20 protein-coding genes are annotated in these 21,584 nt (G+C 31.6%); 8 read left to right on the top strand and 12 right to left on the bottom strand.

All coding sequences use genetic code 11. From position 1 onward, the window contains the following. Positions 1 to 94: 94 nt before the first annotated feature. A complete protein-coding gene (locus tag B3J26_RS03170; RefSeq protein ID WP_291073205.1) occupies positions 95 to 1,285 on the bottom strand; it encodes a phosphoglycerate kinase in 1,191 nt (396 codons plus the stop codon). A 540-nt stretch (positions 1,286 to 1,825) separates the two neighbouring features. On the opposite strand from B3J26_RS03170, the gene rpiB reads away from it, so the two are divergent. Together rpiB and asnA are read left to right on the top strand one after the other, a co-directional pair. Further along, positions 1,826 to 2,266, top strand: coding sequence for a ribose 5-phosphate isomerase B (rpiB, locus tag B3J26_RS03165; RefSeq protein WP_291047401.1), 441 nt, complete (start codon positions 1,826 to 1,828; stop codon positions 2,264 to 2,266). A gap of 233 nt (positions 2,267 to 2,499) precedes the next feature. Beyond that, positions 2,500 to 3,504, top strand: coding sequence for an aspartate--ammonia ligase (asnA, locus tag B3J26_RS03160; RefSeq protein WP_286495665.1), 1,005 nt, complete (start codon positions 2,500 to 2,502; stop codon positions 3,502 to 3,504). Positions 3,505 to 3,638: 134 nt separating this feature from the next. On the opposite strand, the gene B3J26_RS03155 is transcribed toward asnA, so the two are convergent. After that, on the bottom strand, positions 3,639 to 4,436 hold the full coding sequence (locus B3J26_RS03155; protein WP_291073203.1) for a glycosyltransferase family 25 protein: 798 nt from the start codon (positions 4,434 to 4,436) through the stop codon (positions 3,639 to 3,641). A gap of 278 nt (positions 4,437 to 4,714) precedes the next feature. On the opposite strand from B3J26_RS03155, the gene rnr reads away from it, so the two are divergent. Continuing rightward, positions 4,715 to 6,874, top strand: a complete 2,160-nt coding sequence (rnr, locus tag B3J26_RS03150) for a ribonuclease R (protein WP_286495668.1) — start codon at positions 4,715 to 4,717, stop codon at positions 6,872 to 6,874. Between the two features lie 41 nt (positions 6,875 to 6,915). Further along, entirely contained in the window at positions 6,916 to 7,599 is a 684-nt protein-coding gene (locus tag B3J26_RS03145) for a LysE family translocator (protein WP_125349109.1), read from the top strand. Between the two features lie 100 nt (positions 7,600 to 7,699). Here B3J26_RS03145 and B3J26_RS03140 read toward each other — a convergent pair whose 3' ends face one another. The 5 genes from B3J26_RS03140 to B3J26_RS03120 form a co-directional block, all read right to left on the bottom strand. Continuing rightward, the gene (locus tag B3J26_RS03140; RefSeq protein WP_280050809.1) at positions 7,700 to 7,993 is read right to left on the bottom strand and encodes a hypothetical protein; all 294 of its coding nucleotides are present in this window, start codon (positions 7,991 to 7,993) and stop codon (positions 7,700 to 7,702) included. Between the two features lie 123 nt (positions 7,994 to 8,116). Beyond that, entirely contained in the window at positions 8,117 to 9,169 is a 1,053-nt protein-coding gene (locus tag B3J26_RS03135; RefSeq protein WP_291073201.1) for an alkaline phosphatase family protein, read from the bottom strand. Positions 9,170 to 9,226: 57 nt separating this feature from the next. After that, complete coding sequence (locus B3J26_RS03130; RefSeq protein ID WP_291073199.1) at positions 9,227 to 10,231, bottom strand: glycosyltransferase family 9 protein; 1,005 nt, start codon at positions 10,229 to 10,231, stop codon at positions 9,227 to 9,229. Beyond that, positions 10,212 to 12,062 carry a monovalent cation:proton antiporter-2 (CPA2) family protein gene (locus B3J26_RS03125; protein WP_291073198.1) on the bottom strand — a complete coding sequence of 617 codons (1,851 nt, stop codon included), beginning with the start codon at positions 12,060 to 12,062 and terminating at the stop codon, positions 10,212 to 10,214. The genes B3J26_RS03130 and B3J26_RS03125 overlap by 20 nt, the downstream gene beginning before the upstream one ends. 29 nt (positions 12,063 to 12,091) lie before the next feature. Further along, positions 12,092 to 12,520, bottom strand: coding sequence for a SufE family protein (locus B3J26_RS03120; protein ID WP_038336207.1), 429 nt, complete (start codon positions 12,518 to 12,520; stop codon positions 12,092 to 12,094). A gap of 111 nt (positions 12,521 to 12,631) precedes the next feature. Here B3J26_RS03120 and B3J26_RS03115 point away from each other — a divergent pair, with 111 nt between their 5' ends. From B3J26_RS03115 to B3J26_RS03100, 4 genes are all read left to right on the top strand, one after another. After that, positions 12,632 to 13,504 (top strand): diacylglycerol/lipid kinase family protein, encoded by an 873-nt coding sequence (locus B3J26_RS03115; RefSeq protein ID WP_286502012.1) that lies wholly within the window; start codon positions 12,632 to 12,634, stop codon positions 13,502 to 13,504. Positions 13,505 to 13,661: 157 nt separating this feature from the next. Further along, on the top strand, positions 13,662 to 14,615 hold the full coding sequence (locus B3J26_RS03110) for a 2-hydroxyacid dehydrogenase (protein ID WP_280035007.1): 954 nt from the start codon (positions 13,662 to 13,664) through the stop codon (positions 14,613 to 14,615). Between the two features lie 338 nt (positions 14,616 to 14,953). Then, the gene (locus B3J26_RS03105; protein ID WP_291073195.1) at positions 14,954 to 15,667 is read left to right on the top strand and encodes a pirin family protein; all 714 of its coding nucleotides are present in this window, start codon (positions 14,954 to 14,956) and stop codon (positions 15,665 to 15,667) included. Positions 15,668 to 15,822: 155 nt separating this feature from the next. Then, entirely contained in the window at positions 15,823 to 16,914 is a 1,092-nt protein-coding gene (locus B3J26_RS03100; protein ID WP_291073193.1) for a hypothetical protein, read from the top strand. Positions 16,915 to 16,985: 71 nt separating this feature from the next. Here the strand turns inward: B3J26_RS03100 and B3J26_RS03095 are convergent, their stop codons facing one another. From B3J26_RS03095 to ybeY, 5 genes are all read right to left on the bottom strand, one after another. Then, on the bottom strand, positions 16,986 to 17,666 hold the full coding sequence (locus tag B3J26_RS03095) for an OmpA family protein (RefSeq protein WP_125349117.1): 681 nt from the start codon (positions 17,664 to 17,666) through the stop codon (positions 16,986 to 16,988). A 26-nt stretch (positions 17,667 to 17,692) separates the two neighbouring features. After that, positions 17,693 to 18,208, bottom strand: a complete 516-nt coding sequence (locus B3J26_RS03090; RefSeq protein WP_291073191.1) for a lipocalin family protein — start codon at positions 18,206 to 18,208, stop codon at positions 17,693 to 17,695. Positions 18,209 to 18,334: 126 nt separating this feature from the next. Continuing rightward, positions 18,335 to 19,228, bottom strand: coding sequence for a class I SAM-dependent methyltransferase (locus tag B3J26_RS03085; RefSeq protein WP_280035013.1), 894 nt, complete (start codon positions 19,226 to 19,228; stop codon positions 18,335 to 18,337). Between the two features lies 1 nt (position 19,229). Continuing rightward, positions 19,230 to 21,101 (bottom strand): tRNA uridine-5-carboxymethylaminomethyl(34) synthesis enzyme MnmG, encoded by a 1,872-nt coding sequence (gene mnmG / locus B3J26_RS03080; protein ID WP_291073189.1) that lies wholly within the window; start codon positions 21,099 to 21,101, stop codon positions 19,230 to 19,232. A 54-nt stretch (positions 21,102 to 21,155) separates the two neighbouring features. Continuing rightward, a complete protein-coding gene (ybeY, locus tag B3J26_RS03075) occupies positions 21,156 to 21,581 on the bottom strand; it encodes an rRNA maturation RNase YbeY (RefSeq protein WP_221854019.1) in 426 nt (141 codons plus the stop codon). Between the last annotated feature and the right edge of the window lie 3 nt (positions 21,582 to 21,584).

The raw sequence follows: 21,584 nt of genomic DNA, 5'->3' as shown, positions 1-21,584 counted from the left end.
TCATAGAAATCAGAATGACTTTAAAAGTCACAAAAAAAGCCGAGCAAATGCTCGGCTTAATTTTTCTACTATTTTAAGTATTTTTTTCACTTTCTTATTTTAAAATCGCTGCAACTCCTGGTAATTCTTTACCTTCCAACGATTCTAACATTGCGCCACCTCCTGTAGAAACGTAGCTTACTTTATCGTCGTAACCAAATTGTTTTACGAAAGCAACAGAATCTCCACCACCAACAAGTGAAAAAGCGCCGTTTGCAGTAGCTTCTGCAATTGCATCACCCAAAGCTATAGTTCCTTTTGCAAAATTTGACATTTCAAAAACTCCTAAAGGACCATTCCAAAGAATTGTTTTCGAATTGTTAATTACATCTGCAAAAACTTTTGACGATTCTACACCAACATCCATTCCCATCCATCCATCAGGAATTTCATCTGAAGGAACTGTTTGAGTATTTGCATCGTTACTGAAATTATCAGCGATTACATTGTCAACTGGTAAATAAACTTTTACATTATGTTTTTCACATTCAGCCAAAATTTCTTTCGCTAAATCTAATTTATCATCTTCTACCAACGAATTTCCGATTTTTCCGCCATTTGCTTTTACAAATGTATACGTCATTCCACCACCAATAATCAAGTTATCAATAACTGGTAAAATATTGTTGATAATCGTAATTTTAGAAGATACTTTAGCACCTCCAAGTACCGCTGTTACAGGTTTTTCTCCGTCTGATAACACTTTGTTAATAGCTGTTAATTCTTGTTCCATTAACAAACCAAAACATTTATTTTCTGGAAAAAATTCGGCAATAATTGCAGTCGAAGCATGTGCGCGGTGTGCTGTTCCGAAAGCGTCATTCACATAAATATCTCCAAATTGAGCCAATGCTTTAGCAAAATCTTTATCTCCAGCTTCTTCCTCATTGTGGAAACGAACATTCTCCAATAATAAAACTTGGCCTGGTTTTAGATTACTTACTTTTTGTTTCGCATCATCGCCAATAACATCATTCGCAACGATCACATCAACGCCAAGAATTTCTGAAACTTTTGATGCAATATGTTTTAATGAATATTTATCATTGAATTCGCCTTTAGGACGTCCCAAATGGCTCATTAATACAACAGCGCCACCATCTTTCAATATTTTGTCGATCGTTGGTTTTGCAGCTCTAATACGTGTATCATCTGTCACATTTAAGTTTTCGTCTTGCGGAACATTGAAGTCAACACGAATCAATGCTTTTTTGTTTTCGAAATTGTAGTCGTTGATTGTTTTCATATTTTGATTTGAAATTTTGAACTACACAAAAGTAATCAAACTTTCATTTTGATACTTAAAATCATTTAACACAATTTTCAACTATTAACAATTCATAATAATATATATAGTTTAATTAATTTTTAAATTTTTTAAAAAAAAATATGTTACTATTATTAGCAGTGTTAATATGTGGATAACTAAAGCGAGATAAATTTTATTTAATAGCAATTAACAAGCTATTATTTGTAATTTTGTTTTGTAATGAAAGAGTTAGATATTCTATCAACAATTTATCATTTTGGTTGATAAACAACTTTTGTTAAAAAGAAGTTTTGTGAAAACTATTCATAACGGTGTGTAAATCTTTTATGCCAAAATGAAAACTTTTACTTGACTTATATTGATTTATTTCTAATTGATTTTTTGAATCAGATTTCCAAATTTTTCTCTCGAAAAGTTATTAGTTTTATTCAATCATCTTTTAACAAGTTGTTACTTTTACTTAACATTTGATTTACAATTATTTAAACAAAAACAACAAAAACACCTGTTAATTAAATGAAAATTGCAATCGGAGCGGACCATGCTGGGTTCGATTATAAGGAGAAATTAGTTCCCTTTTTAACAAGTCAAGGATATGAGGTTGAGGATTTTGGAACGTTCTCAACAGCGAGTGTTGATTACCCTGATTTTGCACACCCAACGGCACAAGCTGTGGAAGATGGAAAAGCAGATTTCGGAATTTTGATTTGTGGTAGTGCGCAAGGCGTTACAATGACTGCAAATAAACACCAAGGAATTCGTGCTGCATTATGTTGGATGATGGATATTGCCAAGTTAGCTCGTCAACACAATAATGCAAATGTGTTAACTTTACCTGCACGCTTTATTGCGTATGAATATGCAGAAGAAATTGTGAATACATTTTTAGCAACAGAATTTGAAGGTGGTCGTCACCAAGGACGCGTAGATAAAATTGCTTGTTCATACAACGGATAATTTTATACATCTATTATAAGATATAAAATCGGTCAATTCGTTAGAGTTTACCGATTTTTATTTTAAAAATTAAATTTAAAACTATTATAAAGTTTAAATAGTTAAGTATAAACAATATTTTATATTTAAAATTAAATATTTTTAAACCAATTTAAGTCAATAGTATATTTATTGATTTTAGCTGTTCTACTTTTACATCAGTTAAAAAAACAAATCATTTAAAGATTAAAAAGATGAGCAGAGCATTATTACGTAGAGAACAAGCAATCTCTTTTGTAAAAGAAGAATTTTCGAAAGGATTACAAAAAGAATTAAACATTATTCCAGTTTCTGGACCATTGGTAGTTTTGGATGGAACAGGTATTAATGATGATTTGAATAGTATCGAAAGACCTGTAAAATTCCCTATAAAATCTTTGAATGATAAAAATGCGGTAGTTGTACATTCTTTGGCAAAATGGAAACGTATTCGTTTGAAAGAATTAGAAATTGAGCCAGGCGAAGGAATTATAACAGATATGCGCGCTTTGCGTCCAGACGAAGATTATTCGCCAATTCACTCTATTTATGTGGATCAATGGGATTGGGAAAAAGTAATTGTTCCACAAGATCGTCAATTGGATTATCTTTTTTCGACAGTAAAATCGATTTATAAAGTTATTAAAAAAACGGAGCAAAATGTAGAGGCGAAATATCCACAATTGAAAGCTGTTTTACCAGAACAAATTACATTTATTTCTTCTGAAGATTTACTACAAAAGTATCCAACATTTACGCCGAAACAACGTGAAAATGCAATTTGTAAAGAATTTGGAGCTGTTTTTATTTACGGAATTGGAGGAGAATTGAGTAATGGAGAATTACACGATGCACGTGCCGCTGATTATGACGATTGGAGTACAGAAAACAGTGCTGGTTTTAGAGGTCTTAATGGTGATATTTTAGTTTGGAACCCTGTTTTAGAATCTGCTTTCGAGTTATCCTCGATGGGAATTCGTGTAGATAAAGAAGCTTTGACCAAACAATTAGAAATTAGAGATTTTTCGGATCGTAAAAATTTATTATTTCACTCGATGTTGTTAGATGATCAGTTAACAGAATCAATTGGAGGTGGAATTGGACAATCTCGTATGTGTATGTTTATGTTGAAATCTCGACATATTGGCGAAGTACAAGCGAGTATTTGGGACGGAAAAGTAAAAGAAAAATTAAAAGAAGAAAGCATCGAATTATTATAAATGAAAAAGCAGTTTCAAAATTTTTGAAACTGCTTTTTTTGTATTTTATATCGAAATTAACAATGTTTATAACTGTTGATAAAGGTTGTTAATTTATTTTAATTCAGTAACTTAATAAGTGTAATAATTGTTGATTAAGAAATTCTTTCATTTTTCTTCACAATAAAACTATCATAGAATTTTTTGAAACCATGATGATTAATCAAATAGAAATATTTAGGAAATAATCGATTCAATTCGTATTGAATTTGTTTTGGAAATTTAGACTTTCTTAAACTGCGATTAATCTGAATTTGCGTTTCTACTGGAGCTGGTTTAACAAGCGATGGAAGAAGGTTGTAAATTCTTAAATCAAATTCCCAAGCATGCTGCAAATCACAATCAATTGGACGTTGAATCATAGGTAGTGGCGTTTTAATTTTATTCAAAAATTTTTCTGCGGCCTTTCTTGTCCAAATGGCTGCAATTGTTGTGATTGGAATACTCGTTCCACAAGCACCAATAATGTATTTATTATTCACATCAGCAATTTTTATATGTTTTCTTTTTCCGTTAAATAGCTTCAAAACATCCCATTTATGCTTGTTAGAAAGTTCTTCATAATTAGAAAGAGCATGTTCTACAGCAGATTTAAAATCATCAACCAAAATTGCATCATCTTCTATAATCAAAGCAAAATCATTTTCAGAAGCCAAAAAAGTTTCTAGCGTTTTCACATGACTCAAATAACAACCAATTTCTCCAGGAACTAAATCGCGGTCATATTTATTTTTTACTTTATAGGTTGACGAATCCAAAGTTTTGGCATCTACAGCAGAAATTCTTTCGTAAGTAATCTCACATTTTTCGAATTCTTTTTGCATCAATTCAAGTCGATCCGTAGCTCGATCAAGGTTAATCAAGTAGGTTTGGTATAATGGTTTAGTTTTCATTCAATTAATTATCAATGCAAAAATAGTTTTTTTGGCTCAATTTTCGCAATAAATCAAAACGTTACAAGTAATCTTATCCTTTCCGTAACATAGAATTGGCTGTAAATTGTTATTTTAGAAAAAGGATATATTACCTTTGCAGTGGTTATGTTGTTTATTAACATCTTATCAATAGTTATTAAAAATAATTTGATAATCAAATAATTAAGGTGTTTATTTATTAACTATTTTAAAATAAATCTCGAAAAAACAAGAAGAGATTTGACAGAAAACAAATTATGCCAAGAAGAAATTTTAAAAATACAAAGGCGAAAAAAGACAAAAACATAACAAAGTTTACGAAGTCTATCATCGAAGTTTTATTTCAAAATCCGAATAAACCTTTAAATTATAAACAAATTGCAGCAGCTTTAAACCTAACAAATCGAATTGATACAGAATTATTGATTAAGAATTTGAATGTTTTATTAGCTGACAAAAAGATTTCTGAAGTAGAAAGAGGAAAATACAAAATCAATGCGACCAATGATTATATGGTTGGAATTGCGGATTTGACTTCTTCAGGGAGTGCTTATATTATGATTGATGGTCTTGAACAAGATGTCTTTGTACAAAAAGGAAAAACGCGAAATGCCTTAATGGGCGATACAGTTCGCGTATATGTTTATCCAAAAAAACATGCCAATCAATCGAGAGCAGAAGGAGAAATTGTAGAAATTATCGAGCGTAATAAAACTGAATTTACAGGTATTTTCGAGTTAGGAAAGAACGGAAATTTTGGTTTTGTAACGATGCAAAATGGTAACCACGATTTCTTTATTCCGAAAGAGAAAATTAAAAATGCTCAACCAGGAGAAAAAGTTGTGGTTCGATTAACAAATTGGCCAGAAGGATCTAATTCACCATTTGGTGAAATCACGCAAGTTTTGGGTAGTCCAGACGATACGGATGTAGAAATTCATGCAATTTTGTTAGAATACGATTTGCCAGCACAATTTCCAGAGGAAGTTGAAGAAGAAGCAAATCAGTTGGATACTTCGATAGATGAAGCTGAAGCTGCTCGTCGTAGAGATATGCGAAATGTAACGACATTTACAATCGACCCGAAAGATGCAAAAGATTTTGATGATGCTTTATCAATACGAAAATTAGAGAATGGAAACTGGGAAATTGGTGTTCACATTGCCGATGTTACACATTATGTTCGTCCAGGTTCGTTGATCGAGCAAGAAGCATACAAGCGTGCAACTTCTGTTTATTTGGTGGATAGAGTAGTGCCAATGTTGCCAGAAGTGTTGTCGAATGTTGCGTGTTCTTTGCGTCCAAACGAAGATAAATATACGTTTTCGGGAGTTTTCGAAATGGATGATAATGCGAAGATTGTAAAAACATGGTTTGGTCGTACTGTTACACATTCGGATAGACGTTTTACATATGAAGAAGCACAAGAAATTATCGAAGGAAAAGATGGCGATTTTAAAGATGAAATCTTGACTTTAGATCGTTTAGCCAAAACAATGCGCCAAAAACGTATGAAATATGGAGCGGTTAATTTTGATAAAGTTGAAGTAAAATTCGATTTAGATCAAGCGCATAATCCACAAGGAATTTTCTTCAAAATTTCGAAAGATTCGAATAAATTGATTGAAGAATTCATGTTATTATGTAACAAAAAAGTTTCAGAATTCATTAGTTTAGATAAACATGGAAAAGAGAATGCGAACACTTATATTTATCGAGTTCACGATGATCCAAATCCAGATAAACTATTAGACTTAAAAAATTTTATTCGTCAATTTGGGTATGAATTAGAGATTGGAGATCGTAAAACAACTATCAATTCTATGAATAAGTTGTTAGCAGAAGTGAAAGGAAAACCAGAAGAAAATATGGTTGAAACTTTGGCAATGCGAACAATGGCGAAAGCAAAATATACAACAGAGAATATAGGACATTACGGTTTAGCGTTCGATTATTACACGCATTTTACATCGCCAATTCGTCGTTATCCAGATATGATGGCGCACCGATTGTTGCAAGATTATTTAGATGATAAAAAATCTCCTGCAGCAGCTGTTTACGAAGATAAAGCAAAACATTGTTCTTCTCGCGAAAAAATTGCTGCAGAAGCAGAAAGAGAGTCAATAAAATATATGCAAGTAAAATACATGGAGCAATTTGTTGGCGAAACTTTTGATGCTTTTATTACAGGTGTACAAGATTATGGAATCTTTGTTGAAATCCCAGAAACGCGTTGCGAAGGTTTGATTCGTTCTCGTGCTATGAAAGGTGATCATTTTGTTTTTGACGAAAAAAATCATGCTTTAATAGGTAAACGCACACGTGTTAAATATCAGTTAGGAAGTCCGGTTAGAATCAAAGTTTTAAATGCTGATTTAATCAAGAAGCAATTAGATTTTGAATTAGTTGATGCTTAAGTTTCATATTTTAGACTTATCTTGCAGACCTTAATTATGTTATGGAAATAATATTTTCGGCCATACTAATAGGTTTTTTGTTAAGTACAATTCTTATTGGACCTGTATTTTTCTTACTTATTGAAACCAGTTTGCGTAGAAGTTGGAAAACCGCTGTAGTCCTAGATTTAGGAGTTATTGCAGCTGATATTTTGTGTATTGCAGCAGCCTATTACGGAAGTAAAGATTTTACAGATTATGTGACCAATCATCCAAAGTTTTACCGCATTTATATCATTGCAGGTTTCTTTGTATTGATTTACGGAATTTTCATGTATTTCTCTAAACCAAAGCTACATATAGAAGGCGAAGCGGGATTTGTAAGCAACAATTATTTGAGAACGTTTATCAATGGATTTATTATGAATTTGTTGAATATCGGTGTCATTGTTTTTTGGTTTGTAATTGTCTCTTCAATTATGATTCAATATCCAAATCCAAGCGATTTTATGCTGTATATGGGCGTTGTTTTGACGACCTATTTTGTAATAGATTTGGGTAAAATATTTTTGGCAGGAAAACTTCAAAAACGTTTTACCGATCAAAAAGTATTTATGGTGCGAAAAGGAGTTGGTATTTGTCTTTTAGTCTTTGGATTAATCATTATCTTAAAAGGTTTCGGATTCTTTAAAGAAATTGATCAAAAGATAGAGAATCAGCTCATTAATCAAGAACAAACAAGTTAAAAATATAAAAAGCTCATTCAATGAATGAGCTTTTTTTGTTTATAATATTTTTATTTGTATAATCCTCAATAGTAGAGAAATAAAAATAAATATTTTATCATTAATTCATAAAACCTGTTTTTTTTATTTCTTCTATTAATTTATTAGGATTAGAAACTCTGAAAATTATTTTTGAATCATATTTAGGGCTTTTATGAAGAATTTTAATTCCTTTTTCAAAAAAATCGTTAGATGCAATTATATCTATAATATCTTTTTTTAAAAGGATTATTTTAAAGAAAAACAAATAATTTATTATTAACCTGTCTTCATAAATATTTATTTGAGCAAGTAAACTTGAGATTCTAATAGAACCTATTATAAGTCCTCCTGATCTTGTGTAAAGATTGTTCATATATTTTTTTAGGTTAAATTATTGTGTTTGAAATAGTGCCGTTTTGAATAAGTAAAATCGAGTTTTAAAATGCTCTGTAAGTCGCATTTTGTTGTTAGAAGAGTATATCCAAATCTGCCAAATTTACTTCAAAAGAGATTTTCCAGAATCTTTATAATTCCATGTTTTTACTTTCATCAAATCAGCAATAGTAGAGGCAATTTGATTGAGATAAGTTTGGTTTTGTTTGAAATTTTTAGGATTAATTCTGTTTCCAATCAGCAAAATAAATCCTTCGTCCGATCCAGGAATTTCATCATAATGTTCTGTCCATTGTCTTCCATTTCCACGTCCGTGATCAGTTGTTACAATAATAGTTGTTTGATCTTTATAGAATGGATCGCTTTGTACATAATTCCATAATTCCTCAATCATTCTATCATTGCGGTTTATTGAAGTAATATATTGATCGTAATCTTCATCATGCCCGTAATCATCCGCTTCTCCATAACCTATAAAAAGTAATTTAGGTTTCTGATTTTTCATGGCTTCTAAGACAAATTCGTGCGTAAAAATATCAAATCTTGTTGCCCACCATTGTTTTGGTGTTTCTAATTGAAAACGTTCGATAAGCAATTCTCGTTCAGATTTGTTTTGATTAAAACTATCTTGATATCCAGCATTTACAAACAATTTAGAACGTTCTTGATTGAAAATATTTGTATACATTCTCCAGCTTCCAAAAGCCATTACTTTATTGTTTAAATTCTTTTGCTGATTTGCAATTTCAAAAACTGAAACATTAGGATTCGGAATATCTTTGTTATTTTTAATTCGCTCATCATCAGCTTTTCCTGTAATAATTTCGTTGTATCCAGGATAAGACCATAATCTTTTGTTGGTCAAATTAACAAAGTTTTGTTCATCACGATTTCCTAAAATAACTCCTTTGTCTTTAATCGTTTTCCACGTAAATGGCATCAATAATTCGCGACGTTTTATAGAATCTTCTGTCCAATATTTTTCATTAGTTTGAACAATAAGTGAGTTGTATTTTTTATCATTTAAAATTGATTTTTCAACTCCTCGGAAAACTTCTTTCCAACGAACACCATCCAGCGTAACCAAAATAACTTTCGGTTCTTGAGCAAATAAAAAATTTGAGAATAAGGCAAGAATAAGAAATGTATACTTCATGTGATTATAATTTCTTATAAAAATAGGAAAAGCATCGATATGATGCTTTTAAAAGTATTATTTTTCTAATTTATTGACGATTTGTTGATAAACATCTTCGGCACTCAAATTTTGAAAATAATCATAATTTTGAAACTTTTTTGGATCTTTTCCAAAGATAGAAGTTGGACGAATTTTCATCGTTTCGTCTTGTATCACATCATTCATAGATTGTCCATAACCTAAAAATCCAGCAAATGGATGCGTTCCACCCCAAATAGAAATTGTGCGTGTTCCCATCAACGAAGCTAAATGCATATTTGCGCTATCCATAGAAATCATTACTTCTAATTTAGCAATTGCTTGTAATTCTTCTTCAAAAGAGATTGTTCCAGCTAAAGAATGGATGTTTGGATTGAAATTTTCCCATGTTTTTAATTCATCAATTTCAGCTTTTCCACCGCCAAATAAATAAATTTTGTACCCATTTTCAGCTAATTTCTTCGTCACGATTTTCATCTTTTCGATGGGATACATTTTACTTGTAAAGGCTGCAAAAGGTGCAATTCCAATTGATTTTGGTTCCTTAATCGATTTTGGTTCGATTTTATGCTTTAAATTGACGTTAAAACCAAGTTGACGTAAAACATCAGCATAGCGTTCAGTTGTTAATTTTAATTGCTTAAAAACGCGATTTTTTTGATCGACTAAAACTCTTTTCTCTGCACGACCTTTATCTAAAGTAGCCGTTTTTGTTCCTTTAAGTTCGAATAAAGTTGTAATTACTTTTGATCGGATTACATTATGAAAATCAGCAACATAATCAAAATTATATTGTTTTAATTCTTTGTATAATTTGAACAAACTAAAAAAGCTTTTGTAGTCTTTGTTCAAATCAACCGAAATAAATTTGATTTGAGGAAATTGCTTGAAAATATTTCCCATAAAAGGACGCGAAGCAACATAAACTTCGACATTAGGATTTTGTTCAATAAACTCTTGTAAAACAGGAGCAATCATTGTGACATCGCCCAAAGCAGAAAAACGTAAAACTAATAGTTTTTTATGATTCGTTTTCTCCATTATTCCTATTGTTAATTTCTTTTGCAACCATTTTCATTTGCTTTTCAAATTCTTGCTTAGATGCTTCAAAATATTGATCAGAATTTTCGGCATGTTTTGCAATTTTACGCAACGACTTTCGGTCACTTTTTATGAAAATTTCACCAATTTTAGATGCTTCTTCATGAGAAAAACCGTATTTTATTAAGATTTGTCTACCAACGTAAACAGATGAGAAAAAGTTTTCTCGATAAACTTCGTCTATACCATCTTTCAAATAATTATACGCATAACTACGATTTTTTGCACGAACAATAATTTCTAAATTCGGAAAGTTTTTACGAACAATATAAACTAATTTTTGATTAATTTCTGGAGGATCCAAAGCAGCTACAAAATATTTTGCATGTTCCGCACCAGCTGATTTTAGTAAGTTAACATTTGTTGCATCACCATAAAATACATTAAAACCCTGCTTGCGCATTTTCTCTACACGCTCGCTATCATTATCCAAAACAATCGATTTTATTCCAGTGCTTTTCAATACACGGCTAATTGTATTTCCAAAATCTCCAAAACCTGCGATGATAATTTGTCCATCAGCTGAATTTGGATTTATTTTATCGTTTTCAATGATTGTTTTTACTTTTGTTTTTACACCAAAATATTTTAGAATTAATTTCTCATTTAAGACTAAAAGTAAAGGCGTAATCACCATTGTAATTGCTGTTGTTGCTAACATCAAATCGTACCATTCTTTGTTTAGAATATCTAAATTTCGAGTCAATGATAAGATAACAAAAGCAAATTCTCCGACTTGTGATAAAAGTAAAATGAACAACCATTTTTGATCAAAATCGAATTTATGTTTGATTCCGATTAACCATAAAACCAATGATTTTATTAACATTATTCCAAATGTTAATCCAAGAATCATAAAAGGTTTATCTGCAATTAATTTGAAGTTAATCGTCGATCCAACTGCAATAAAAAAGATTCCTAATAATAATGATTTGAACGGCTCTATATCACTTTCTAATTGATGTTTATATTCGTTATTTGCCAAAACAACACCTGCGATAAATGCTCCTAAAGCAGGAGAAATTCCAACTTTTTGCATCAAAATTGAAACTCCAATCACTAAAAGTAGGGCAGAAGCGGTGTAAATTTCTCGAACTTGTAATTGTCCAACATACTTAAAATAAGGTGTAATAATGTATTTTGCAATCACATAAATAAATGTAATTGCACCAACAATAACCAAGGTTTTCATGAACGCTGGTCCACCAACTAACAAACTTTTAGAATCATCTCCAATGGACTGAATCAAAGAATCTCCAACTAAAAGTGGAATAATTGCTAAGATTGGAATCACCATAATATCTTGAAACAATAAAACTGAAAAAGTTGATTTACCTATGTTTGTTTTGGTCAACCCTTTTTCGCTAAGTGTTTGCATAATAATGGCTGTTGAAGACATGGTTATTGCAAAAGCTATAGAAACAGCCAAAGAAAAATCCATTTTCAAGGCAAATATTCCGACTAAAGTTGCAATAATTATTGTTCCCAAAACTTGCATTCCACCAAGGTTGATGATTTTATTTTTCATTTTCCAGAATTCCTTTGGATCAAGTTCTAATCCGACCAAAAAAAGCATCATAACTACACCAAATTCTGTGGCGTGCATAATGTCTGTTCCGTCATTGCCAACAAATTTTAGCACATAAGGTCCAATTAAAACTCCGGCAATTAAATATCCCAAAACCGAACCCATTCCTAATTTTTTGGAAATAGGAACGCAGATTACAGCGGAAAATAGAAAAATAAATGCTTGGCCTAAAAAGTCGTTCATTATTTTATAAGGTTGATTAGATGATGTGTCTAACTATTATTTTGTTTTGATTGAAATGCAATCGCATAAAATTTGAATTGTTTTATCATCGCTAATAATCCGTTTGCACGAGTTGGTGATAAAAATTCTGATAAACCAATTTCGTTGATAAAATCTGTATCCGATTCTAAAATATCTTTTGGCGTTTGATGATTGTACATTCTCACCAATAATGCCGCAATTCCTTTTGGTAAAATAGCATTAGAATCAGCTTTAAATTCGATAGTATCGCCGTCTAATTCTGCATCTAACCAAACAGAAGATTGACAACCTTTGATGATTTTATCATCTGTTTTTGCTTCTTCTGGTAAAGTATTTAAACTTTTTCCTAACTCGATTAAATATTCGTAGCGTTGTTCCCAATCTTCAAAAAATGAGAATTCGTCAACTATTTCGTTTTGAATTTCTTTAATTTTCATACTACAAAGTTAGAAAGTTTTTGATAGTTTTTCCTCAAAAAAAGACGTTAAATAGCTCGATTCTTTTAGATTTCTTATTTTTGTGTTTTGATAAATTTCAATTCCCAAAAAATGAAGTACACTTTCATTGTTAATCCAAATTCTGGAAACGCAAAACACGATATTTCGCTCGATTTTTTACAATCAAAATTTGACTCTTCAGATGAAATCGTTTTGAAAGAAACTGCTTATCAATTTCATGCAAAAGAATTGGTGAAGGAGGCGATTGCAGAAAATTCGGATGTGATTGTAGCATGTGGTGGTGATGGGACAATCAATGAAGTGGCGAGTGCTTTGGTGAAAAAAAATATTCCGTTGGGAATAATTCCTGCCGGATCTGGAAATGGTTTGGCAACAAATCTTAATATTCCGAAAGATCCTAACAAAGCGATTGAAATTATCAAATCAAATGCTATTCACAAAATTGATGTTGGTAGAGTAGAGGACAAGTATTTTTTTAGTAATTTAGGTTTTGGGATTGATGCAGAAGTTATCAAAACGTATGAAGAAAATCAAAAGCGCACGATTACTGGTTATGTTGACGCTTCTGTGAAAACGTTGTTGAATTATAAATCGAAATTGTTTCGTCTTTATATAGATGATGTAATTATCGAGAAGAGTTTTTATTATCTTTTCTGTTCTAATTCTAACATTGCTGGTTATGGGATCTCTTTTACACCCAAAGCTGATTTGTCTGATGGTGAATTGGATTTATTGATGATAGAAGATTTAGATGTTTTCGAGCAGTTTTATTTTTCGGTATTGGTTTTAGCCAAAAAGATTGATTTTTTGAACAAAGCAAAGTATCGAAAAGTTAAGAAATTTAAGATTGAAAGTTTAGATCATAATCCGATTACGTATCAGCTTGATGGAGAGATTCATAAAACCGATTCACTTCAAGTAAAAGTTAAGGTATTACCAAATGCTTTAAAAATCATTTTTTAAACCTTAATTATCTATTTAATTAACAATATAAATTGTACATTTTCAATCAATTAAAATGTTATTAACGTAGTTATAAACGATTTGTTTGTAACCAATTTCATCATCAATTTATTTATTAATCTTCGCATTCGTTGTAACTTTGATTAAAATTTTTGCAATGAATACGCCTTATAAAATTTTAGCAATCGATTCTAATCATGAATGTCTGAATAATGGACTTCGCGAAGTAGGTTTTATTGTTGATGAAGATTATACTTCGCCCAAAGAAATCATCGAACAAAAGATCAATGAATATGATGGAATGATTGTAAGGAGTAGATTTCCAATTGATAAAGATTTTTTGGCAAAAGCAACGAATTTAAAGTTTATTGGTAGAGTAGGGGCAGGCTTGGAGAATATTGACGAAGAGTTTGCTGCCGAAAATAACATTGTTTTATTTAATTCTCCCGAAGGAAACCGTGATTCTGTTGGTGAACATGCGATTGGTATGTTGTTGATGTTGATGCATCATTTGCGTAGAGCTGATAACGAAGTTCGTAATGGAATTTGGAAACGCGAAGAAAATCGTGGAGATGAATTGAAAGGAAAAACGGTTGGAATTATTGGTTACGGAAACATGGGAAATGCTTTTGCGAGACGCTTACAAGGCTTTGAAGTCAATGTGATTTGCTATGATATTTTGCCAAACAAAGGAAATGAATTTGCGAAACAAGTTTCGTTAGAAGAAATTTTTGAACAAGCTGATGTTGTAAGTTTACATACGCCGCAAACACCAGAAACGATGCAAATGATTAATGCAGAATTTATTTCTAACTTTAAAAAAACATTTTATTTTGTGAATACAGCGCGTGGTAAATCTGTTGTGACAAAAGATTTGGTTGAAGCAATGAAAACAGGAAAAATTTTAGGAGTAGCTTTAGATGTTTTAGAATTTGAAAAATCGAGTTTTGAGAAATTAGTTGCATCTGATTTACCAGAAGAATTTCAGTATTTAATCCAAGCGGATAATGTTGTTTTGGCGCCACATATTGCAGGTTGGACGCATCAAAGTAAAGTGAAATTAGCAGAGTTTATTCGTGATAAAATAATTGATTGGAAGAATAATCAGTAATGATTAATTGATATAAACTAAAAAGGTTCCGAAACTTCGGAACCTTTTTTCATTTTGTAAGTTTTTTGTAAACTTTATACAAAATAACTGCTACTATAATAACAAGAACGATTTGGAGTAGAATCCAAAGTATAACATTAAATGTCGATTCGCCTGAAATTGATAGCATATATATGTCTCATGTGTTAACTGAATGCTAAAATATAAATTTTTTTTAACATTTCGTTAATAATTTAAAAAAAATTTTATTCATCTTCTAGGTGTGTTAATTGATAACTTATCACATATCAATAGATAAGTTTTTTTCGCACCCTAAATTTGTATAAAAATAAATTACTATGAATTACCAAATATTTAAATCAGAATCAAGAGGTGGAGGAAATCACGGATGGTTAAACTCTAAACATTCTTACAGTTTTGCAAATTATTACGATCCAGCCCGTATTCATTTTGGAGCTTTGCGTGTCGTAAATGATGATATAATTACTGGAGGAATGGGATTTGGAAAACATCCTCATGATAATATGGAGATTATTACAATTCCTACAAAAGGAGGAATTTCTCACGAAGATTCAATGGGAACTGGTTCTGTAATTGAGTCTGGGGATGTACAAGTAATGAGCGCTGGTACAGGAGTTTTTCATAGTGAAATGAATGCTTATGAAAACCAAGAAGGACATTTTTTTCAGATTTGGATTATTCCAAATAAAATGAATGTTGAGCCTCGTTATCAACAAATTTCTGTTCGTGAAGTTGCAAAAGAAAATGAATTATACCAAGTTCTTTCTCCAAATGCAGAGGATCAAGGAGTTTGGATTCATCAAGATGCGTGGATTTTCTTAGGAAATTATACAGAAGATAAACAAGAAACATACAAAGTACAAAAAGAAGGAAATGGTGTTTTCTTTATGGTTGTGGAAGGAGAAGTTGAATTTGATGGAAACAAATTAGGAAGAAGAGATGTCATCGAGATTAAAGATACAAATGAGTTTTCGTTTAATGTAACGAAAGATTCTCGCTTGATGTTAATCGAAGTTCCTATGGATATTTAGAAATTTTTTCAAGTTTTAGTTGTTTTATATATAGAGCAGATTTCAGAAATGAAATTTGCTTTTTTTTTGTTAAAAAAATATCATTATCAACACAAGTATTTAGTATATTTACTTCTTATAAAACTTTAACTCAAAACGTACTTAATCTATACTATATGAAACGTTTATTCATCATTGCCTCTTTTGCTTTAATGATTATCAGTTGTAAAAATGATAACATTGAAATTGATTCTACATCTGCGCAAACTTTTAGTGAAACGGTAGACAAAATTTCGAAGGCTTTGCCTGTTATGCAACAAGATAAATTTAAGGAAGCTTTGCAAATTATTTTCGAGTACAACACAAGTCAATCAATGGATAATGAAGCGCGTTGGGGAATTGTGCGTACGTTGTTAGATGGAAAAACGGTAGATGAGGTTTTTGATATTGCAGAAAAAGTTGCATTACAAAATAAATTTACATGGAATAGAAATCAAGTTCCTTTGGTGAATGGAATTCCAAAATCAGGTGCAATTGAAACTGTAGAAACGCCTGCTGAACCGACTTCTAATGTACAACGTTTCGATTTTAGTTTAAAACAAGATGATAGTGGAATCTCAATTTCTCCTTTTTTCTACAATGCGCAAGGAGAGGAAATTCAGTTGGATAAAGCTGTAACGGCAACGATAGAAGTGTTTAATTCAGGTAATATTGTGTATACATTTCGTTCTACAATCGATCCAAATTCGATGGATGATTTGTACAGAAAGAATGCCATTAATATTAAATATTCATCTTTAGATCCATCAAAATTGAAGAATGATCGTTTGGACATTTTGGTTCGAATTCCGAATTCTGAACGTTATTTAACGAATCGTAAAGCAGTAAAAGTTCCGTTGAATTTAGTTGGAGCTTCTGAAGTTGTAGATTCTGCCGCGGTTGAAAGTACGCCTGCACATGTGAGTAAAGAAGCAGGAATGGTAAAATCTCTTTCTAATCGTTTTATGACGAATTTATCAAAGAAAAATTACTCTGGCGCTTTTGCATTGACAAGAAGTGGAGAGTGGAACACGTTCCAAAAATTTTCTTCTGATGATGTGGTGAAGAATTTAGAACAAGCAACAATTAATGATGCAAAAGTTTTGGATGCGGATGAAAAAGTAGCTTTGGTAGAAGTGCAAGCGAACTTAAAAGATCAATCATCTAAGACGTATCAAGTGACTTTAGAAAAGATCAATAATAAATGGTTTGTGGTTAATTTTAAATAATTCTCAAACTTATTAAACATAAAAAAAGCGTTCAGATTCTGAACGCTTTTCTTGTTTTATATTGAAATGAATTATTGTCCGTTAGCTTCTTTAGCAGCGTCCGCTTTCATTTTTTCGTTAGCTGTAATAGTAACTTCTACACGTCTATTTTTAGCACGACCTTCAGCAGTACTATTATCTGCAATTGGATCTTCTATACCTTTTCCAGTAGATGTTAGACGAGAAGATGCAATTCCTTTCGAAATTAAATAATCTTTTACAGATTGTGCTCTTTGTTCAGAAAGTGGTTTATTATAAGATTGAGAACCTACATTATCTGTATACCCAATAACTAAAAGATCTGTATCAGGATATTCTTTAAAAACTTCAATTAATTTATCTAAGTTTGCTTTTGCAGTACTTGTTAATGAAGATTTATTGTAATCAAAAGTAACTTTAGAGTTTTCATCTAAAATTAAATTAATTCCTTCTTCAGTTCTTACAACTTCTGCACCTGGTAAAACTTGCTCAATTTTTTGCGCTTGTTTATCCATGTTGTTACCAATAACACCACCAGCAGCTCCACCAACAGCAGCACCAATTAACGCACCTCCAGCACCTTTACCAATAAGCCCTCCTAAAACTCCACCGGCAACAACTCCAATTCCTGCACCTTTTTGTGTGTTATTAGCATTTTGTACAGCTGTACATGAAGAAAACATAAAAGATCCTCCTAAAACTATAGCTGCTACTTTAGTATTTATTTTTTTCATAATTTCTAAGTTTTTTAAATTGTTGATTAACGTACGAAGTTATAAATCACTTGTGCAATTTTTCCATTTGCATTGATATCTTGTACCAATTTCATCGAATTTGCATCAACATAATCTACACGCATTTTATATCCTGCTGTATTTTGTTTCGCTTTGATTCCTGTAACATCTTTGAAGATAAAGTAAGTTGTAGAACCATCTTGTTGTAAATCCCAAATAATATTTGCTGTTCCTGAAGGGCAATCTCCGCCAGCGTTATTAAATGTATATGTTCCTTTTTTGTTGTTTTGAACTAAGTTCCATGTAGAACCTTCATAACATTCTGGGTTTGCTGTGTCAAAAACTTTCGCAACTGCAACAGTAACTTTTACATTACCTTGTACCTCGTTGGTTGTTAAACCTTGGTAGTCTACATTTGTCAAAGTCCATGCACCTCTCACTTCTTTACCTGTTTGTATTTCTTGTTTTGCAACGGTTGTAGATGCACAAGAAGTTAAAAATGCTGAAGCGCATATCCCAAATAATAAAATACTTTTTTTCATAGCTATTTATTTTATCTATTATTAATCTTAAAAAACGGCTTCTATAAATTAGATTTAATAAAGTTTTAGAAAAAAAACGACTTCTAATACATCTGATTAGATAATCATTCTTTAAAAACGCTTATTTTAATTTTCAGCTTTAATAATATAGATTAAAGATGAATACTGTCCATTATTTTTAGCTAAATAATTTGACTTTAAAGCAACTTTTATTGCATTAAAGTAACCAAATTTATTTCCCTTGTATTTCTCTGAAAGTAAACTCACATAAAATGCGTCAAGTTTCATTGGACTAATCTTATCAATTTTCATACCAAAGTTACTAAGTAAATTACTCATACTTTTATCAGAGAAGTGCCAAAGATGTCTTGGTACATCATAAGCTGCCCAATATTTACCATAATATTTAGCATCATATGATTGATGATTGGGAACGGCAATTATTAATACTCCATTATCCGTTAAATGATTTTTTAATTCTCCAATAATCTCATTTAAATTAGGGATATGTTCCAAAACATGCCACAACGTGATGATATCAAATTTTTGATCATTATGTTCTAATTCTGTAGAAGTAACTTTTTCGTTTCCAATTTTAGATTGTGCAATTTTTCGTGCCGAATCATTTGGTTCCATTCCCAAAACATCATACCCATTTTTTTGTAGATGTTCTAAAAAATCTCCAACGCCGCAACCATAATCTAGAATCTTTTTACCATTTCCAACTTTATTAATCAATTCTAATTTATTATTTAGATTGATTGATTTTGCCATTTGATAAAAACGTTCGAAAATTGATTTCTTTCCATCGGTATGGGAAATGTAATTTTTACTTTCGTAATACTTTCCTAAATTTTCGATAGGCTGGGGGAGAGTGTACAAAACTTCGGTTTCTGAATCTTCGTAAATCTCAAATTTTTCTCCTGTTAAAAAATAATCTTTTAAATCTAATTTCTTAATACCAGAAAATCCTTCTTTTGAAGGATTTTCTTGAGATGTTTCACGTGGAACATTTTCCATATTATCTTCCCATGTAAATTAATAATACACTTATATCTGCTGGCGATACACCACTAATTCTTGATGCTTGTGCTACCGTTGCAGGTTTTATTTTTGTTAATTTTTGACGAGCTTCTATCGACATCGATCCAAAAACATGATAATCTATATCAGCTGGAATTTTTAGATTTTCCAGACGATGCAATTTATCTGCATTCTGTTGTTCTTTCTTGATATAACCTTTGTATTTGATCTGAATTTCTGTTTGCTCTAATTCTTCTTGATCGTATTCATTCGTTTCAATAAACTCTTTCACACGATTCAATTTTGTGAAGTCAGAAAGCTTTAATTCAGGACGAGAAATAACCGAAATCATTTTGTTTGGTTGTTTCAAAGGTGTTCCTTCGCGCTCTTCAATTACATCATTTATCTCTTGTGGCTTGATAGAATTTTCTTCGAAATAATTAACAAGCTTTTCAGCTTTATCAAATTTTTCTTCCATCCTTCTCAAGCGATCTTCTGAAGCTAAACCAAGCTCAAAACTTTTTCTTGTCAAACGTTCATCCGCATTATCTTGTCTCAATAAGATTCGATATTCTGCACGAGACGTAAACATACGATACGGTTCTTCTGTACCTTTTGTAATTAAATCGTCGATTAAAACTCCTATATACGCTTCATTACGATTTAAGATAAATGGATCTTTTCCTTGAATTTTTAACACAGCATTTATACCCGCCATCAAACCTTGAGAAGCAGCTTCTTCATAACCTGTTGTTCCGTTAATTTGACCAGCGCAATATAAGTTATCAATTAACTTCGTTTCTAGCGTATGTTTTAACTGTGTGGGTGGAAAATAATCGTATTCGATGGCGTAACCTGGACGTAAAATTTTTGCATTTTCAAAACCAGAAACAGAACGTAAAGCTCTTGCTTGAATATCATCTGGCAAAGATGTTGAGAATCCATTTATGTAGAATTCCATCGTGTGCCAACCTTCCGGTTCAGCAAAAATCTGATGACGATCTTTGTCTGCAAAACGATTAATTTTATCTTCGATAGATGGACAATATCTTGGTCCTGTCGATTTAATTGTTCCGTTAAACATTGGAGAACGATCAAAGCCTTCACGCAAAAAATCATGAACTTCTTGATTTGTATAAGTAATCCAACAAGAACGTTGTTTTGTTAATTTTTGTGTATTTGTATATGAGAATTTTGAAGGATTTTCATCACCTGGTTGCTCCACCATTTTCGTATAATCGATAGAACGACCATCTACACGTGGAGGAGTACCTGTTTTCATTCGACCAGCTTCGAAACCTAAATCAACTAATTGTTCTGTAATTCCGAAAGCAGCAGATTCACCCATACGTCCACCTCCAAATTGTTTTTCACCAATATGAATCAAACCATTCAAGAAAGTACCATTTGTAAGGACAACAGATTTAGACCGAATTTTCATTCCCATCGCTGTAATTACTCCACAAACTTTACCATTTTCAATGATTAAATTTTTAACCATATCTTGGAAGAAGTCAACATTCTCTGTTCTCTCTAAAGATAAACGCCATTCTTCTGCAAAACGCATACGATCTGATTGCGCACGTGGTGACCACATCGCTGGACCTTTAGATTGATTCAGCATCTTGAACTGAATCGCAGTTTTGTCGGTAATAATACCAGAGTATCCACCTAAAGCGTCAATCTCGCGAACAATTTGTCCTTTTGCAATTCCACCCATAGCAGGATTACAAGACATTTGTCCGATTGTTTGTAAGTTCATTGTAACAAGGAGCGTTTTTGCTCCTAAATTGGCTGCTGCGGCTGTTGCTTCTGCACCAGCGTGACCACCACCAACTACAATTACATCATATTCTGATTGAAATATCATTTGATTTGTAAACTTATTTTTCTTGTTAAAATAATAAATGTTCCACGTGGAACATTATTGATTTAGATAGCTACTAAATGTTTCTAAATATTGATTTTCTTTAGCAGTCATCAATTCTTTGTCATCTGGTTCTTTGTCCATATAACCAGCAAAATGTAATATTCCGTGGATAACAACACGAGCCAATTCGTTCTCAAAAGAAACACCATTTTGCTCTGCATTATCTTTGATTCGTTCAACGCTAATAAAAATATCACCCATCAATTCGTCTTCAATAGAATTATCGAAACCGATAACATCTGTGTAATAATCGTGGTCTAAATATTGTCGATTAATTTGAAGTAAGTATTCATCATCACAGAAAATATAGTTTAAATCTTCTATTGTTTTCCCTTCATTCTTCATACTCTCTACGATCCAATCTATCCAAGTTTGAGCATCTTTTAGCTCAAAATCTGTTTCGTAAAATAATTCTATCATTGT

The sequence above is a fragment of the Empedobacter sp. UBA5987 genome, from assembly GCF_002429865.1.
GTDB classification, from domain to species: domain Bacteria; phylum Bacteroidota; class Bacteroidia; order Flavobacteriales; family Weeksellaceae; genus Empedobacter; species Empedobacter falsenii_B.
The sequence above is the reverse complement of the archived record's forward strand: the minus strand, read 5'-3'. Positions and strand labels throughout refer to the sequence as shown.

Coding starts and splice junctions, on each gene's coding strand:
- B3J26_RS03170 (WP_291073205.1), bottom strand. CDS start 1,285: ATGAAAACAATCAACGACTACAATTTCGAAAACAAAAAAGCATTGATT.
- rpiB (WP_291047401.1), top strand. CDS start 1,826: ATGAAAATTGCAATCGGAGCGGACCATGCTGGGTTCGATTATAAGGAG.
- asnA (WP_286495665.1), top strand. CDS start 2,500: ATGAGCAGAGCATTATTACGTAGAGAACAAGCAATCTCTTTTGTAAAA.
- B3J26_RS03155 (WP_291073203.1), bottom strand. CDS start 4,436: ATGAAAACTAAACCATTATACCAAACCTACTTGATTAACCTTGATCGA.
- rnr (WP_286495668.1), top strand. CDS start 4,715: ATGCCAAGAAGAAATTTTAAAAATACAAAGGCGAAAAAAGACAAAAAC.
- B3J26_RS03145 (WP_125349109.1), top strand. CDS start 6,916: ATGGAAATAATATTTTCGGCCATACTAATAGGTTTTTTGTTAAGTACA.
- B3J26_RS03140 (WP_280050809.1), bottom strand. CDS start 7,993: ATGAACAATCTTTACACAAGATCAGGAGGACTTATAATAGGTTCTATT.
- B3J26_RS03135 (WP_291073201.1), bottom strand. CDS start 9,169: ATGAAGTATACATTTCTTATTCTTGCCTTATTCTCAAATTTTTTATTT.
- B3J26_RS03130 (WP_291073199.1), bottom strand. CDS start 10,231: ATGGAGAAAACGAATCATAAAAAACTATTAGTTTTACGTTTTTCTGCT.
- B3J26_RS03125 (WP_291073198.1), bottom strand. CDS start 12,062: ATGAACGACTTTTTAGGCCAAGCATTTATTTTTCTATTTTCCGCTGTA.
- B3J26_RS03120 (WP_038336207.1), bottom strand. CDS start 12,520: ATGAAAATTAAAGAAATTCAAAACGAAATAGTTGACGAATTCTCATTT.
- B3J26_RS03115 (WP_286502012.1), top strand. CDS start 12,632: ATGAAGTACACTTTCATTGTTAATCCAAATTCTGGAAACGCAAAACAC.
- B3J26_RS03110 (WP_280035007.1), top strand. CDS start 13,662: ATGAATACGCCTTATAAAATTTTAGCAATCGATTCTAATCATGAATGT.
- B3J26_RS03105 (WP_291073195.1), top strand. CDS start 14,954: ATGAATTACCAAATATTTAAATCAGAATCAAGAGGTGGAGGAAATCAC.
- B3J26_RS03100 (WP_291073193.1), top strand. CDS start 15,823: ATGAAACGTTTATTCATCATTGCCTCTTTTGCTTTAATGATTATCAGT.
- B3J26_RS03095 (WP_125349117.1), bottom strand. CDS start 17,666: ATGAAAAAAATAAATACTAAAGTAGCAGCTATAGTTTTAGGAGGATCT.
- B3J26_RS03090 (WP_291073191.1), bottom strand. CDS start 18,208: ATGAAAAAAAGTATTTTATTATTTGGGATATGCGCTTCAGCATTTTTA.
- B3J26_RS03085 (WP_280035013.1), bottom strand. CDS start 19,228: ATGGAAAATGTTCCACGTGAAACATCTCAAGAAAATCCTTCAAAAGAA.
- mnmG (WP_291073189.1), bottom strand. CDS start 21,101: ATGATATTTCAATCAGAATATGATGTAATTGTAGTTGGTGGTGGTCAC.
- ybeY (WP_221854019.1), bottom strand. CDS start 21,581: ATGATAGAATTATTTTACGAAACAGATTTTGAGCTAAAAGATGCTCAA.